Origin of the sequence: Butyricimonas sp. BSD2780061689_150309_C8 (assembly GCF_015560935.1) — a bacterium.
Taxonomy (GTDB): Bacteria; Bacteroidota; Bacteroidia; order Bacteroidales; family Marinifilaceae; genus Butyricimonas; species Butyricimonas paravirosa.
This window is the reverse complement of sequence record NZ_JADMSV010000007.1, coordinates 27,376-43,874: the sequence shown is the minus strand read 5'-3', so window position 1 is coordinate 43,874 and position 16,499 is coordinate 27,376. Positions and strand designations below refer to the sequence as shown.

At 42.7% G+C, this 16,499-nt stretch carries 13 protein-coding genes; 7 read left to right on the top strand and 6 right to left on the bottom strand.

Translation table 11 applies throughout. From position 1 onward, the window contains the following. The first annotated feature begins 153 nt into the window (after nt 1–153). The 4 genes from I2I33_RS08110 (at nt 154) to I2I33_RS08095 (ending at nt 4,713) form a co-directional block, all read left to right on the top strand. On the top strand, nt 154–474 hold the full coding sequence (locus I2I33_RS08110; protein WP_087420569.1) for a hypothetical protein: 321 nt from the start codon (nt 154–156) through the stop codon (nt 472–474). 15 nt (nt 475–489) lie between these two features. Next, nucleotides 490–1,644, top strand: coding sequence for a TlpA disulfide reductase family protein (locus I2I33_RS08105; protein ID WP_087420570.1), 1,155 nt, complete (start codon nt 490–492; stop codon nt 1,642–1,644). Further along, nucleotides 1,641–2,819: a TlpA disulfide reductase family protein gene (locus tag I2I33_RS08100; RefSeq protein ID WP_087420571.1), complete on the top strand. Its 1,179-nt coding sequence runs from the start codon at nt 1,641–1,643 to the stop codon at nt 2,817–2,819. The genes I2I33_RS08105 and I2I33_RS08100 overlap by 4 nt, the downstream gene beginning before the upstream one ends. A 394-nt stretch (nt 2,820–3,213) precedes the next feature. Beyond that, on the top strand, nt 3,214–4,713 hold the full coding sequence (locus I2I33_RS08095) for an IMP dehydrogenase (RefSeq protein WP_027201042.1): 1,500 nt from the start codon (nt 3,214–3,216) through the stop codon (nt 4,711–4,713). A gap of 39 nt (nt 4,714–4,752) precedes the next feature. Here the strand turns inward: I2I33_RS08095 and I2I33_RS08090 are convergent, their stop codons facing one another. Further along, complete coding sequence (locus tag I2I33_RS08090) at nt 4,753–5,595, bottom strand: endonuclease VIII (protein ID WP_087420572.1); 843 nt, start codon at nt 5,593–5,595, stop codon at nt 4,753–4,755. Between the two features lie 103 nt (nt 5,596–5,698). Between I2I33_RS08090 and I2I33_RS08085 the strand changes: the two genes are divergently transcribed. After that, nucleotides 5,699–5,965, top strand: a complete 267-nt coding sequence (locus I2I33_RS08085; RefSeq protein ID WP_087420573.1) for a GNAT family N-acetyltransferase — start codon at nt 5,699–5,701, stop codon at nt 5,963–5,965. A gap of 229 nt (nt 5,966–6,194) precedes the next feature. Here I2I33_RS08085 and I2I33_RS08080 read toward each other — a convergent pair whose 3' ends face one another. Both I2I33_RS08080 and I2I33_RS20465 read right to left on the bottom strand, forming a co-directional pair. Beyond that, nucleotides 6,195–6,932: a glycosyltransferase gene (locus I2I33_RS08080; RefSeq protein ID WP_087420574.1), complete on the bottom strand. Its 738-nt coding sequence runs from the start codon at nt 6,930–6,932 to the stop codon at nt 6,195–6,197. A gap of 11 nt (nt 6,933–6,943) precedes the next feature. Then, complete coding sequence (locus I2I33_RS20465) at nt 6,944–9,994, bottom strand: tetratricopeptide repeat protein (protein ID WP_087420575.1); 3,051 nt, start codon at nt 9,992–9,994, stop codon at nt 6,944–6,946. 325 nt (nt 9,995–10,319) lie between these two features. On the opposite strand from I2I33_RS20465, the gene dnaK reads away from it, so the two are divergent. Further along, nucleotides 10,320–12,230 carry a molecular chaperone DnaK gene (dnaK, locus tag I2I33_RS08070; protein WP_087420576.1) on the top strand — a complete coding sequence of 637 codons (1,911 nt, stop codon included), beginning with the start codon at nt 10,320–10,322 and terminating at the stop codon, nt 12,228–12,230. Nucleotides 12,231–12,379: 149 nt separating this feature from the next. On the opposite strand, the gene I2I33_RS08065 is transcribed toward dnaK, so the two are convergent. Next, the gene (locus I2I33_RS08065; protein WP_087420577.1) at nt 12,380–14,323 is read right to left on the bottom strand and encodes a response regulator; all 1,944 of its coding nucleotides are present in this window, start codon (nt 14,321–14,323) and stop codon (nt 12,380–12,382) included. A 219-nt stretch (nt 14,324–14,542) separates the two neighbouring features. Here I2I33_RS08065 and I2I33_RS08060 point away from each other — a divergent pair, with 219 nt between their 5' ends. Then, nucleotides 14,543–14,872 carry a DUF5684 domain-containing protein gene (locus tag I2I33_RS08060; RefSeq protein ID WP_027201036.1) on the top strand — a complete coding sequence of 110 codons (330 nt, stop codon included), beginning with the start codon at nt 14,543–14,545 and terminating at the stop codon, nt 14,870–14,872. 48 nt (nt 14,873–14,920) lie between these two features. Here the strand turns inward: I2I33_RS08060 and dacB are convergent, their stop codons facing one another. Next, nucleotides 14,921–16,297 (bottom strand): D-alanyl-D-alanine carboxypeptidase/D-alanyl-D-alanine-endopeptidase, encoded by a 1,377-nt coding sequence (gene dacB / locus I2I33_RS08055; RefSeq protein WP_087420578.1) that lies wholly within the window; start codon nt 16,295–16,297, stop codon nt 14,921–14,923. Continuing rightward, on the bottom strand, nt 16,294–16,491 hold the full coding sequence (gene xseB, locus I2I33_RS08050) for an exodeoxyribonuclease VII small subunit (protein ID WP_034502262.1): 198 nt from the start codon (nt 16,489–16,491) through the stop codon (nt 16,294–16,296). The genes dacB and xseB overlap by 4 nt, the downstream gene beginning before the upstream one ends. Between the last annotated feature and the right edge of the window lie 8 nt (nt 16,492–16,499).

Here is a 16,499-nt window from a genome sequence, read left to right as displayed (position 1 = left end):
CCTTAATACAGATAAAACTTTCATCCTAAAGAATGGTATTGTAAATTACGATAACAGTTAAGTCTCTACTATCATGTAAACTTAACTGTTATCTCTAATCTTCAAATCATTCCGCAAGTCATATCTACACAAACAATTAAATAACAACCCCTTATGAATAAAATAATATGCTTAATTTTTATTACTATATTTTTTACAGCGTGTAATAAAGAGGATGACCCAATTGTATTTCCCAAAAGTATAGCCGAGATGAATGCTGAACGTATTTTAAGTTATAAAGTAGATCTCGTATCAGTTAATTCAAAGCATATACCCTCAGAAATACAGACAACATTTATATCATTTACAATAGAAATGCCATTTTTTGTTGTTCGTCATAATAATTACATTGTCAATTTACCCTTGGAAAATCTTAAAAGTATTACTTATAAAGAGGAAAATAACACAACATTTCTTTCTCTAATATTTGAATGATTAAAACAATATGATATGAAAAAACAAAATATAGCCACAATCTTCCTTCTATTTCTCTGCATTGTAAATGTCTATGGACAAAATAACAAATTCACACTCCGCGGAGCAATAGAAGGAATGACCTCCGGCCATCTCCTATTTGGTTATACAGACAATAACGAACAGTACGTACAAAAGAATGTTCCGGTAAAAAATGGAAAGTTCCAACTGGAAGGAATGATTTCCGAACCGACAAATATGTCATTAAGATTGGATTCAACCGTTCGCTACATGGATGACCCGAATCTCACAGACTTCTGGATCGAGGCCTCAGATATGCAACTGGAAATTGTTATCGGAAAGTTCAAAGAGTTCAAGCTTTCCGGTTCGAAAACAAACGAGGAAGAACAAGAACTAAATCGTCAGCAAGCACCAATCCGGGAAGAGATGCGACCACTTACAGAAGCTTATAAAGCAGAAAAAGACCATGAAAAGGCCGCAGCCATCCGTGACCAATTTGAACCTTATAACGAGCGTATGGACGTGATCACGGATGAGTTTATCAGAACCCATCCCGATTCTTATCTATCCCCCTACCTCATGCGTTTCCGGTTGATGTCGTTACCTGTCGGTCAAGTTGAAAACGCTTACAATCATTGGACAGAACGAGTGAAAAACAGCCGCTCCGGTAAAGAGATCGCAGAAGAGATAAAAAAACTAAAACAAGGTTCTCCCGGAAGTCCCGCAACCATGTTTAACCGGAAAGACATTAACGACAAAATGCTCAATCTTGAAGAGCTAAAAGGCAAAAAATACATTCTCCTAGATTTCTGGGCAAGCTGGTGTATCCCGTGTCGCAAGGGGAATCCGCATCTCAAAGAGCTATACAAGAAATATGCCCCCGAAGGATTCGAGATTGTGTGTATCGCATCTGACGACACGAAACCACAGGCTTGGCGAAAAGCCGTCGAGGAAGATGGAATCGGGAACTTCCGTCACGTGTTAAGCGGCATAAAACGTACAGCCGAAGGATATGACAAAAGCGAAGATATTGGAGAATGGTACGGTATTCACACGCTACCCACGAAAATTCTAATTGATAAAAACGGTATCATCATCGGTCGTTACGGCGGAGGTGGTGAACCACAAGAAAACTTAGATCAAAAACTAATTGAAATATTTGGAAAATGAACAAAATGACATTTATCGGATGGATCGGGTTAACCGCATTAGCCTGTCAATCCAACACGGAAGGTTATCAAATCAAAGGTAACATTGAAGGTGCCGGAAACGGGATCGCAATCATGACACTCCCCGTCGGAAGAGAAGAACCCACTACCGGAGACACGGTAAAAATGAAAAACGGAGTCTTTACTTTCACGGGAAAATTAGAAGCCCCCTCTTGGGTCAGCATCCAAGTTTGTCCGGACAAGGAAAAACCGGCATCTTGTGGTTTTATCGGAGAAAACAACACAATCACTCTCGCTGGAAAATGGGCTGATGTTCTCGACCAATACGGGTATCGGAGTATTCCGAATGTTAACGTGACAGGTTCATTAAACGAAAAAATATACCAGGAAATCAGTAACGTTCGGGAAAAATTGATGCAAGAACCCCGCTTTAAGGAATACGCAGAAGTACAAACTAAATTGAATGAACTCCATAATGGTGAGGATAAAGAAGCCTTCTACAAGTATCAAGCAGAAACCGAGGCAATAACCGAAGAATTCAACAATGAGGTTCGGAAGCAACAAAAAGAATTGATCCTGAAAAATGACACGATAGAAGCAGTAGCATACTATTTAAATTTCCTTCAGAATGACATGGAGTTAGCTGAATTGGAACAAGTATTCAAGGCCTTATCTCCTAAAGTACAAAACAGTTCATTCGCTAAAGATGTTAGAGAGGAAATTGCAGCAAGAATTCGTGTACAACCGGGTATGCCGGCCCCGGACTTCACGTTGGAAACACCCGACGGGACAAAATTATCCCTATCCGATTTGCGAGGCAAATACGTGATTCTGGATTTCTGGGCCTCTTGGTGTCGTCCTTGCAGAGCCTCTTTCCCTGAAATGAAGAAACTCTACGCTGAATACCATAAAAAAGGAGTTGAAATACTCGGAGTCACGAATGATAGCCGGAAAAACGACTGGTTGAAAGCACTGGAAGAAGATCAACTTCCCTGGCTGCAAGTCATAGATGAATTCCCTATTCCCCATACCCCAGCGAAAGTGGCCACTCTCTATGCTATCCCCTATCTCCCCACGTTGATGCTGATCGACCCGGACGGAAAAATCGTGGGAAAAGCGAAAGATAAGCACGAGCTGAAAACGTGGCTGGACGAACGGTTGGCGAAAAAGAAATAAAAAATCTTTACTTTCTGTTGATTATTTAAAATCAGAAAAGTAAATAGTTCTATATTATTCATTTATTGGGGCTGTCCCAAAAGTCATTTTTTAACTCCCTCCCCCCTTCGGAGTACTCCCTCTATAAACAGAGGGTGAGTTGAAATATTCTCTATATTCAGGAATAGTCACCAGCTCCTCCTCTGTTTATAGAGGAGGTGGCACGAAGTGACGGAGGAGTTTTTTGATATAAAATGACTTTTGGGACAGCCCCTTTTTTATATCACTTTTTAAACTGTCTTGAAAAATGGCATGAAATTCATCGAAACAAAAAATAAGGCTCTACACCCTGCATATTCCGAGAAATTGACTATCTTTGCCCAATTTTTAATCAAACCGCATAAAGATAAATTCTATGGCAATCTATTTGGACGATGTATCAAGAACTTTCGGAGAATATCTGCTTATTCCCGGTCTGACCACGAAACAGTGTATCCCAACCAACGTTTCATTGAAAACACCCTTGGTGAAGTATAAAAAAGGCGAGAAATCAGCCATTGAACTGAACATCCCGTTTGTTTCAGCGATTATGCAGTCCGTTTCCGATTCTGGATTGGCAATTGCACTTGCCCGGAACGGGGGATTGTCATTTATCTTCGGTTCGCAACCTATCGAATCACAGGCAGAAATGGTTCGCAAGGTAAAGAAATTCAAGGCCGGATTCGTTACCAGTGACTCCAACATCACCCCGGAAGCCACGTTGGCAGACGTGCTTGCTTTGGTGAAACGCACGGGACATACCACAATGGGTGTTACCCATGACGGAACCCCGAACGGCAAATTGCTGGGTATAGTTACCAGCCGGGATTACCGGGGAGAAAAAGACCCGAAAGACAGAAAAGTGAAAGAATTCATGACTCCCTTTTCCAAATTAACCGTTGGAGAAATCGGGATGACCCTCAGCGAGGCAAACCAAATCATCTGGGATCATAAACTGAACACCTTACCGATCATCGATAAAGATCAAAACCTTGCTTACTTCGTGTTCCGCAAGGACTATGATAGCCACAAAGATAACCCGAATGAATTATTAAACACCACGGACAAGAAATTACTGGTAGGTGCCGGGATTAACTCCCGTGATTACAAAGAACGTGTTCCCGCGTTAGTAGAAGCCGGGGTGGACGTTTTATGTATCGATTCATCTGACGGTTTCTCCGAATGGCAAAAAGAGACATTACAATGGATTAAACAAGAATACAACGGCAAAGTACTCGTTGGTGCCGGAAACGTGGTAGATCAGGCCGGATTCCGTTATCTAGTGGAAGCCGGGGCTGACTTTATCAAAGTGGGCATCGGTGGAGGTTCCATCTGTATCACCCGCGAGCAGAAAGGCATCGGCCGCGGACAGGCTACAGCCGTAATTGACGTGGCTAAAGCCCGCGATAAATACTTCGAGGATACCGGTATCTACGTGCCGATTTGTAGTGATGGCGGTCTCGTACATGACTACCACATGGTGTTGGCTCTTGCCATGGGTGCCGATTTCTTGATGATGGGACGTTATTTCGCCCGATTCGATGAATCCCCCACCAAAAAACTAATGGTGAATAACTCCTACGTGAAAGAGTACTGGGGAGAAGGTTCTAACCGCGCCCACAACTGGCAACGTTATGATATGGGCGGCAGTGAATCCCTCAAATTCGAGGAAGGCGTGGATAGCTACGTTCCATACGCCGGAAAATTAAAAGACAACTTGGATGTAACCATCGGTAAAATCCGCTCCACGATGTGTAGCTGCGGAGCAACATCTATCTTTGAATTACAAAAGAATGCTAAAATCACCCTGGTTTCTTCAACCAGTATCGTGGAAGGCGGTGCCCACGACGTGATTTTAAAAGATCATAACAGATAATATCAAAAAATCCCGGATTAAACTCCGGGATTTTTTATTCTATCTTTCTTCTTGCTGACAAGTGTTGCAATAGTAAATACTACCCCCCAAATAATTCTCTTTTAATATATAATCCCCGCAGTACACACAATGGCTCCCCACTGTATCCTTAGACAAGTAAGGAACGTACCCCCCTTTTTGATCAAACAAATCCTTCTCGGAACAACGTCCTCCCAGTCGGTATATCTCCCGCAAAACCTTCTTCACACACCCGAAAAGCTCTTCCCTTTTCGCCTGCGAAAGAACCGCAATCTTCGTCTTCGGATGTACCCGAGCCAGATACAGAATATCTTGCAACACGCCATTTCCCAAACCGGGAATCATCTGATCCGTGACAAGAAACGCCTTGGCACTCTTTTTCTGTACCCCTTCGTCATTAATCAGGGACATGAAATACGCCTTGTCAAAAGCATCCGACAACACCTGCGGTTTATTTTTTGCCCCCCCGTAATATGACATCAAACCACCCTCGAAAGAATCCCCCACGAAACACCACACGGCACCATACATCCTCACGGAAACGATAATGCAACTCTGATCTTCAAACCCGATCAGTAACTGGTGCTTGTTCGGTAACTTCGCCTCAGGCTCGTAATACCGGAGGTTTACCCCGTCGCTAAACACCACCTTGGCATCCCTCACGTTTATTTGCACCATTCCCCCGTAAGCACAAGCCCCGTCCACCATTTTACCGAGTAACATCCCCCGGTATTTTTCCGGGTCCCCGTTGAAAAAGGCAAATTTATGCGGGGTGTAGCAAGGTATAACATCCGTTACGACCTTTCCTTTGATAACCCCGTTCAACTGTTCCGACAAACAAAGCGCTTCAGGTGCCTCTATCATGATTCCATCATTTAAATTTATACTCTTTCTTCCTCAAATATAATCGAAAAAACTATACAAAACATTTTATTGCTTATCTTCGTTACATCAAAAAACAAAAACTATGAATTACAAAGTGACACATTATCCTACCCGGCAACGTTTCGAAATCGAGCTGGAAAGCATGAAGGCTTACGCAGAATACAGGTTAACGGACAATAGTCTTGACATTATTCACACGTTCGTTCCCCCGGCTTTAGAAGGGAGAGGAATCGCTAGCGCACTCACGGAAGCCGCTTATGACTACGCAAAAGCCAATCACCTCAAACCGGAAGGCACTTGCTCGTATGCGGCCGTGTGGTTGAAACGACATCCGGAATATTTACAATAGAAACATTATTCAAGTCTACTGGCAGACACATCCTCCGGTGTTCCGCCTGTGACTCGGACGTAATCCAATCATTCATCGACACGAACTTTGGGACAAGTTACCACTCCCGCTCGATAACTTATCGGCAACTTATCGGTAACTTATCGGTAACTTACTAACGAGACAGCGACGCAAGTACATGGTAACTTATTCGGAATATTAAGCTTAGAATAACCCGGAACACACGCCCTTATTCACGTCCCATGTAACGACAATAAATGTTAAACAATTCCTTGGGCATCTTCAGTAAATGCTTGAACTTGATACGGCTGTCCCCCTTCTCCACCCATGTATTCAAGGGAACTTCATGAATAATCCGGTCATAATCAGCGTGTTTTTCCCGGATTCGTAAGATTAGTTCCACGTCGAAAAGCCAACCGGAACGAAATTCCTCGCTAAATCCAACAGGTATTAACTCACTTTTCAAAAGCTTGGCCCCACATTGAGAATCGTACACGGAAAGTTGATATAACATCGAAACTAACGTCGCAAAGCCCCGCCCCAAATAATGGCGATACGCTTTCCTTTGCACGTTGGCCCCCAAGCGTTTCAGACGGGCCCCCATCGTCATGCACACTTCCGGTTTCCTGTCCATCACCTCTGCCAGCAGATACAGGTCCTCCAATGGCGTGGCCAAATCGGCATCCAGATACCCCACGATATTGTAACGATTCAAGGAACTGACATACAACATCCCACTCCTGACGGCCTCCGCCTTTCCCCGGTTGTCCGTGTTGTCTACCAGCAAGAAACGCCCCGGTTCCAACTCCACGGCCCGCCGTAAAACCTCGGATGTATTATCCTGACTACCATCGTTCACGAAACAAAAATCAAAACGTTCTTCTCTACCCACGAATTCCCGGAAGACCTCCAACTCCAAACGTTGCGCCTCGTTATAACACGGGATGATGACACATATCTTTTTCATTTATAATCGTTTTATTTCCGAATCTCCATTTCTTTCGACAAGAAACGCTGTAATTCAATCGCCTCCCTGTTCTTCGGGTCCAGTTCTATCGCCTTTTGAGCCATTTCTGTGGCTGTAGCCCGGCGTCCTGCCGCAAGTTCACATAGCGCACGTAACAATACAAACTCGCTATCCTCCTTGACCCCGTTCATCTGTTTCAACAATTTCTCGGCATCCTCCATGCGTTTTTGCTGAATCAAAGCCCGGAGTTCAATCTTCTGCAACGCCTCTTTATCCCGTCCTTGCTCACGTAACAATGATGTGATCTGTTCCAGTAACTTGTAGTTATTCACACGACAGTAACATTCCGCCAAAGAAAGCAACACCCGCTCATCCGCCCGTTTGGCTCTCACCACCTTCTCGTAAGGTTCTATCGCTTTCGAATAACTCCCGTTTCGCCGTAAAATATCCCCACCTAAGGCCAACGCCTGCACGTTTCCACCGTTATACCTCAACGCTTTATTGACATTATCCAGCGCCTCCTTATCCTTTCCCTCCGTGTAGTAAATCAACCCCTTCAAATAATAAGAAGAAGATGCCACGTCATTTTGGGCCAACATCGCGTCAACCGCCTGATGAGCCGTCGTGAACTTTTTCAAATCCAAAGCACTCAACGCCCGGATATTCAACGCATCCATCAACTGCGGTTGCCATTTCAGAGATTCACCCGTACACCGAAGAGCCTCCTCCGGCTTGCCAATCGTGTAGTACATCCGGGATAAACGCATCCACATTTCCTCGTTCCACGGGTGATCCTTCAAATAATTCTCCAATTTCGCGATCGCCTCCGGGTACTTCTTCTGTTCCTCCAACTTGATCGCCTCGTAATCATCCCTAGACGTTCTCTCACCCACCACGCACATCGGCAACCCATCGGCATCCACCGAATACAAAAAGCCCTCTTTCACTGGGAAAAGACCATTTTTCAACTGGAAACTATTGATATACACGTTATCGAATATCATGTAATCCCACTCCTTGCTGAATTTATCGTAATACCGGCTATACACGATGGTAACATTCGTATCTTTCCGGAAATAATGTTGCAGATTCGCACTATGATTCGTCACGATCCGGAGAGGACGTCCCTTATAATCCACGTTCTTCTTGAACCAATCCACCCCTTTTTTCAAGGAATTATAATAATAATCCGTTTCGTAATCCCCGTAAGCACCTCGCAACCCTCCCACCAACTCGTTAAAATAAACATAGTCATTGGGATGATTCACGGCCATGTGACGTGCAGGTAAGAATAACAACCCGACAAGCACAACCACCATGACGCCCTTCAAATATTTAGGGGAAACAGACAATATTAACGTCCAGAACCGGGCTGCCAGCAAAATCATGAAAGGCATCACGAACAACAAATGACGAATTCCCCCGTACAAATTTGATTTCTGGTAAATAACCCAGAACACGGGAAATACCAGTGAGAATAAAATAAAGAACGACAACAGAGAGAATTCCTTCTTCCGGAAAGCCATGAAAAAAAGATACCCGATAAAACCGATAACAACCACCAAGGGTGACCCGATCATCAAGTATTTCGGGGCATAATGAACAGGCAGCATATTCGACATCATCTGTTCTCCCTCGAATATCGTGCGCAACCCGATATTATAATTCGTGAATTCCTTCAATGATACAACCACGTTAGTAAACGGGCGAGCCAACGCGAAAGGCCACGTGATGATAGACAAGAAATACCCAACAAATAAAACGAGTATAATCAAAAACAAGACGTTTTCGACATCCTTACGATATTTCATAAATTTATAAAACTCCTTGAATCCGACCCATAAGATGTAAAACAAACCGCCATACATCAACAAGTACGGAAACAAAAGCAAGCCCCCGGAACGGGTTCCCAATGCCAAAGCGATTCCCAGCATGGCCCCGATCATGTGTCGTAGTTTGACCACGGGATAACGATCGAACATCCGCACGAAATAGAATATGGCAACCAAGTATCCCACGGCAAACGGAATGTCCTTCAGGTTATTCATACTATGCCCGAAGAAACGGGGCGAAAAAAAGAGTAACAACATGGAAATGAGTCCACACAACCCTCCTCCGAAACGCATTCCCATCAAACCGATCATAATTATCCCCAAAGCTCCCACCAAGGCACACACGACATGACGCACGGCATAAACATCATCCGCACCGATCATGTTAGCCACGACAGCCGCCACCACCTGCATTGAATTACCGTAAAGGTGTAAAGCCGTTTGAGGCTGATTCAGCGCGGCCTTATCTCCTTTCGTGAAAAAATCAAGTACATAACCGGAATGCCGGTGATCGACAAACTCGTCCCCGCTAATCCCGTAATCCTTACTGATATAAGGCATATAAAAAAAGATGAACAAACCGAATAACAGCATAAGCATTCGGAATGTCATATCCCGACGAGACTGACCGGAAACATCAAACAAGGTGGTAAAGAAACGGCCTGTGGTCAAAAAACGAAAAGGTATCTTCCAAAAATAATTCACGGCAGGGTTCGAAACGTTTTCCGAATCTTTCCAGGTAACAGACACCTCCAAGGTCCCGAATTTCACGAAAGCTTTCTGTAAACTGTAACTCACAGCCCGCAATAGATTTCCGTCCAAGTCATCCCCAGCGTAAGCCTTCATGAACAAAGCCTTGTTACCAATCAACACAGGAGAATCCGTGATACTCCGATCCCCCCGCCACAGGACTGCATCCACAAACCCAAGCCACAGCTTACGTTTCCGGTTACTCACGTAATAAACATGATCCTTTCGTTCCGTTTTTCCGTAAGCTTGCCCAAGAGCGTTCAACACAGGCAAGGCCACCCGGTCCAGATCGACAAGCATTATATCCTCGGCCCGTACCTCTTGTAACACGTTTAGAAACTCTTCATGTTGACAACCAACCCGTAGCAGGATGATATTCTCCTGCAAGAATTCTTTATTGGTATTTAAAACGGGTAATTGAAAATCGGCATTTCTCGTGAAACCAATTACCTGAATAGACTTATTTACGACTTCTTCCACTGTAAAATCTTTTACACAACTAGTTAATATATTTTACCGCCTACTTACGACCTTTAACGGGTATAAAGATATAAAATAAGTTATCAACTCCCAATACTCTTTCTGCCATTTCATTGTCAGATTGAAACGTCTTGATCCGTTCAATTTATGACGTTCTGTCAGTAAATATGACACCAACCACGTGCCTGTAAGAGATTTTTATGAAAATAAGTCTTATTTGGGAACTGGCACACCGTTTGATAAAAGATAAATGTTCTTGAAACTATTCAGGGACAAAGAACGAAAAAATAAATAGAAAATAATAACATTATAAATATTAAACAATATGGGAAAGATTATTGGTATAGACTTGGGAACCACGAACTCTTGCGTTGCCGTAATGGAAGGTAACGAGCCGGTGGTGATCCCGAACAGTGAAGGTAGGAGAACAACACCATCTATTGTTGCTTTTGTTGACAATGGCGAAAGAAAAGTAGGTGACCCTGCAAAACGTCAGGCTATCACGAACCCGACGAGAACAATATATTCTATCAAACGTTTCATGGGTGAAACCTATGATCAGGTAGATAAAGAAATCAATCGTGTACCTTACAAGGTGGTAAGAGGAGAAAACAACACCCCGCGTGTTGAAATTGGTGATCGTAAATATTCCCCGCAGGAAATCTCTGCCATGATTCTTCAAAAAATGAAGAAGACAGCCGAAGATTACTTGGGACAAGAGGTATCAGAGGCGGTAATCACCGTTCCCGCATATTTTAACGACGCTCAACGTCAAGCGACGAAAGAGGCCGGAGAAATTGCCGGGTTGACCGTGAAACGTATTATCAACGAGCCGACTGCTGCTGCATTGGCTTACGGATTGGATAAACAAGATCAAGATATGAAGATCGCCGTCTTCGACTTGGGAGGTGGTACCTTCGATATTTCTATCTTGGAATTAGGTGACGGAGTGTTCGAGGTAAAATCAACTGATGGTGATACCCACCTAGGAGGAGATGACTTCGACGACGTGATTATCAACTGGCTGGCTGACGAGTTCAAGAAAGACGAGAACGTGGACATCCGGAAAGACCCGATGGCTCACCAACGTCTGAAAGAAGCTGCTGAAAAAGCTAAAATCGAACTTTCCAGCTCAACCTCCACGGAAATCAATTTGCCGTACATATTCCCGGTTGATGGAATTCCAAAACACTTGGTAAGAACCTTGACCCGGTCACAATTCGAGCAATTGACAGACCATCTGGTACAAGCAACCATCGAGCCTTGCCGTCGTGCATTGAAGAATGCAAACGTGAGTGCATCAGACATCAGCGAGGTAATTCTGGTAGGTGGTTCTACCCGTATCCCGGCTGTACAGAAGAAAGTTGAAGAGTTCTTTGGCAAAGCTCCTTCCAAGGGAGTTAACCCGGACGAAGTTGTTGCCGTTGGTGCCGCTATCCAAGGTGGTGTATTAACCGGAGAAGTAAAAGACGTGTTGTTACTTGACGTAACCCCGCTTTCTTTAGGTATTGAAACTTTAGGTGGAGTGATGACTAAATTGATTGAATCCAACACCACGATCCCGACCAAGAAATCGGAAGTATTCTCCACGGCTGCCGACAACCAACCGTCTGTTGAAATTCACGTATTACAAGGAGAACGTCCTTTGGCAAAAGACAACAAGACGATCGGACGTTTCCACTTGGACGGACTACCACCAGCCCCACGTGGTGTTCCACAGATCGAGGTTAGTTTCGACATCGATGCTAACGGTATTCTAAAAGTATCTGCGAAAGATAAAGCTACCGGAAAAGAACAATCTATCCGTATCGAGGCTTCATCCGGACTCTCCGATACCGATATCAAGAGAATGAAGGACGAGGCTGCCGCTAATGCAGAGGCTGACAAGAAGGAAAAAGAACGAATCGACACGATCAATAAAGCCGACAGTATGATCTTCCAAACAGAAAAACAATTGAAAGAGTTTGGAGACAAATTACCTGCCGACAAGAAACAACCGATCGAGGCTGCTTTGCAAAAACTGAAAGACGCTCACAAGGCTCAGGACGTTACCGCTATCAACTCGGCTATTGATGAACTGAACAACGTGTTCCAGGCTGCATCTCAAGAAATGTACAACGCCCAACAACAACAAGGCGCACAACAAGGAGCCCCTCACGCTGATCAACAACAACAAGCGAACAATGGTGGTAAAGACCAAGAAGTAACTGACGTTGACTTCGAGGAAGTGAAATAAAATTCTAACATCTACATAAAAAAGCTGTAAACTTATCGTTTACAGCTTTTTTCATACTCCAATGACATCCTTCTTTATACACGACATGGAAATTCATGACGAACTTCCATGCACGTAAATTAGAAATATAATAATTTTAATAATATCAATCAAACCAGATATTTGGCAATCGTTTCCTTTAATAAAGGAGCAGACAACGGCTTGGTCAAATAATCATTACAACCAGCCTCTAACGCTTTTACCCGATCATCGTCAAAAGCAAATGCTGTTAAAGCTATAATCGGAATTTCTTGAGAAACTTTACGAATGATTCGAGTTGCCTCTAACCCGTCCATTTCCGGCATTTTAATATCCATAAGAATAAGATCAGGTTGGGATTGTTCATATATCTCAACAGCTTCCTTTCCATTCCAAGCATGGAGCAATGTATAAGTCTTCCCGATAATTGCTTTCAATAGAAGAAAATTACTCTCCACATCCTCCGCCACTAAAATCGTTCTTCCCATACTTACATTTTCTTTAATCTCGTTATTTTCCATATCGTTTATGTCTGTTTCGATAGTAATTCTTTGATAAGGAATTGTAAATTTAAATATAGAACCATGTCCCTCTTCAGATTGAACAAATATGTTCCCTCCCATTTTCTCTACAAGCATTTTACATATCGCCAATCCTAAACCAGAGCCTTGCACAAAGGTATTCAATTTTGTGAAACGATCAAAGATTGTAGGTACTTTATCTTTGGGAATTCCACACCCGGAATCCTCCACGTAGAATTCGATAAAATCATCCACTTGTTGATAACCGAAACGTATAAATCCCTTTGCTGTAAACTTTGAGGCATTCGTGATCAAATTAGATATAACTTGAAATAGTCGGTTTCCATCTGTTAACACGTGGGTATTTAAACCACCATCCTCAAACGCCAACTGTACATACTCTTTCATGCGTACCCGATGTACCTCTTGAATTTTCAAGCACAACTCCCGGATACTAACCGGTTTATAGACGAACTCCAAGCTCCCGGCTTCAATCCTTGATAAATCAAGTATATCATTTATTAATTGTGTCAGCAACTCCGAATTGTTCTCTACGATATTCAGATAATAATCTTTCTCTCCCGCATCCTCCGTTTCTGCCACCAAACGAGTGAAACCGATAATAGCATTCAAAGGCGTACGAATTTCATGGCTCATGTTCGCCAGAAAAGCAGACTTTAATTTGTCCGACTGTTCCGCTTTCAAACGAGCCTTAACCAACTCTTGTTCCGTACTTTTTAAATCTGTTATATCCCACGAAACACCAACTAGAAAACAGGGATCACCAGAGTCATTCCGGACCAAAGTCTTCAACGTCTTCACAGTTCTTATCTCCCCTTTTTTCGTCTCATAGGTCTCCAAGAATTCAATATCTTTTCCCGTACGAAGTAATTCTTTATCATCTCGTCTGAAACGTTCTGCATCTTTTGGATTGGGAAAAACCTCAAAATCGGTTTTACCTAGGGCATTCTCCCGTAAAATATGAGAATATGTCTCAAAAGCTTTATTCCAATACACGTAACGAAATTCCGGTCCGGCATCTTTCACGAACAAATACACGGGAATATTGTCTAGTACGGTGTTCATAATGGAATTAAGCTCTTTAATTTTATTCTCATTTTTCACATGCAGGGATACATCTCGTCCAAAGACCCAGATTAACTCTTCCCCGGAAACACGAATTGTCGAGTGAGCAAACATTTTCAAGACATCACATCCCCCACCGGGCCGGTTTAAATACAACATACTCTCGAAGTTCTCCCCACGCTCCCTAACTGGCTGAGTTCTCTTGTTCCAAGACTCTAATGTTAATGTCGGATCTAACGTCCATGCGTAAATTCCAGTCAGATTTTCCGGTAGATGGAACCTGTCTCTACCCGGTTGATTGGTATACACGAGTTCTCCACCTGGACGGAATACAAAAATTTCCTGATCCACGTGATCCAGTGCGTAACGAATAACATCAATCTCGTTTTTAGAACTTTCATTTCCGTTATCCCCCGCAACATTTTCTTTTCCTAATACACCATTCTCCAAATCGCCCATAAATAGCATACATTCGATATTACAAATGTATTAAAAAACAAATACAAAAGAAATCTATTGTCTAAAAAAACAGATAATAAAAGTTTTAACGGTAAAAACACAGATAATAGAAAGAAAAAACTTTGACAATCGTATAGATTTTTATACATTTGCGAACGAAAATGCTGTGTGTATACGAAAGGAAAAAACGAGTTTACTTATAAATGTTTAACTAAAAAAATCAGAACTATGTTAGTATCTATCATTTACTTGCTTATTGTCGTATTATTACTTGTTTCCATGTGGAAAGTGTACGAAAAAGCAGGAAGACAAGGTTGGGAAGGCATTATCCCTATTTACAATCTTTACGTAATGCTCCAAATCATTAACAGACCGTGGTGGTGGCTTTTGATCATGATTTTTGTTCCGATTGCAAACATCATCTTCTCTATCATCGCTTTAAAAGAATTCTTGGAGAAATTCGGAAAAGGTATTGGATTTACCATTGCAACTATTTTCTTTCCCTTTATCACTTTCCCGATGTTAGCATTCGGAGATGATCAGTTCAAGAATGAATAATTCTTTCTATATATTTTAGAAGTAAAAACCGGCACTTTGCCGGTTTTTTCATTTATCTGCTATATCTTTCAATAAATCCCTAATAGTCTCCTGAACCTTTACGGGATCACCCACGTAATTATTCACAAGAATCGTAAAAGCTAACGTTTCTCCCTTCTGATTTTTTAAGTATCCGGCAAGAGCCCGGACTCCTGACATAGAGCCGGTCTTGGCAATAACATTCTCCCTTAAAACCGGATGATCGGAATAAATTCGTAATCCCCAATCCACATTTCCTTGTGGTAAGGAGGCAACAAAAGCATCACTTAAATGCCCCTTTGCCCAAATTAATAAATCCGTGAACACTTCCGCTGGAACAGCATTTGCCGGCGATAAACCACTGGCATCTTTCAACGTAATTCCACATGAATCTATCCCGATATGACTTAATTCTACCTTTACCGTTCTCGCGTAATCTGTCGGACTGATCAATTCGCCCAAAGCCTCGGCGAAAAGATTAACACTATTCTTATTAGTATAATAAACAATATCCTTCAAAAAAGGAGAATCCATAGCCAGCAATGCATGACGTTCTCCCTCCTCTATCCTTTGTTTATCCAACAAAACTCCTTTCTCCTTCAATCGTTTTTCCAGTTCAGCCCTAAAACAAGCATCCGGATGATGCATAGCTCCCTTCACCGCAAAAGAAGAACGATTGGCTGGAATAGTCCCCTGAATTAATAACGTCGCAGTCTCTGGCCCCCCGTATATCCACGCATCATTTGCATTCTTGGCAGAAGCCATCACTTCGTTCCGTAATTTTACTCCCGGAACAGAAGGCTCAACAGACACGATCTTGGTTCGAGTGCCCGGTTTTCCGGATTTCAAGTTTATCGTGTACGTATTATCCCGGTAATTAAATGAATGATAAAGAGCCCCGTAATAATTTGCCACGTCTTCCCACGGCCAAGACCCCGGAATACGAACTGGTTCTCCCTCTGTCTCTATAATAATATTTCCATGAATTCGTTTGATTCCCAAGCTCACAACCTTAGAAACAAGACTATCCATAAAACATGCTTTGGGAAAATACTTTGAATCTAATGTTGGATCACCTCCTGCCTGTACAACAATATTTCCCAAAAGTCTCCCTTCATCAATCTCCCCGGTGTAAAAAACCTTTGTTGTGTAAGTTAAAGAATCTCCTTCCCGTTTTAATGCTAATGCAGAAGAAAGCAATTTAACCACGGAGGCCGGACGCAATGCCATTCCCGGATTATGCTCGTACACAACCTGTCCCGTCTCCACGTTCTTCACGCAAACCCCTATCACTGCATGTTTCACTTCATCCCTTCCCCACAAATTTCGTTCTGCTGTTCGAGTCTGCCCTAACATAGAAGCCACTGAAACCAGCATGAAAAACAACAGCCAACCGGATTTCATCATTCGGTAATTGATTTCAACACATTATTTACATCTTCTTCCGTCCGGTGTAATTTGCCCTTACAAAACTCAACAAGTACCGCCATCCGTTTTACTTTCTCGCTCAATTCATCCACATCCAACTTATTTTCTTCTAACAACTTCACCAAACTTTCTATCTCCTCCATAGCGGATTTATATGTCAATTTTTCTTCCATAACCGATT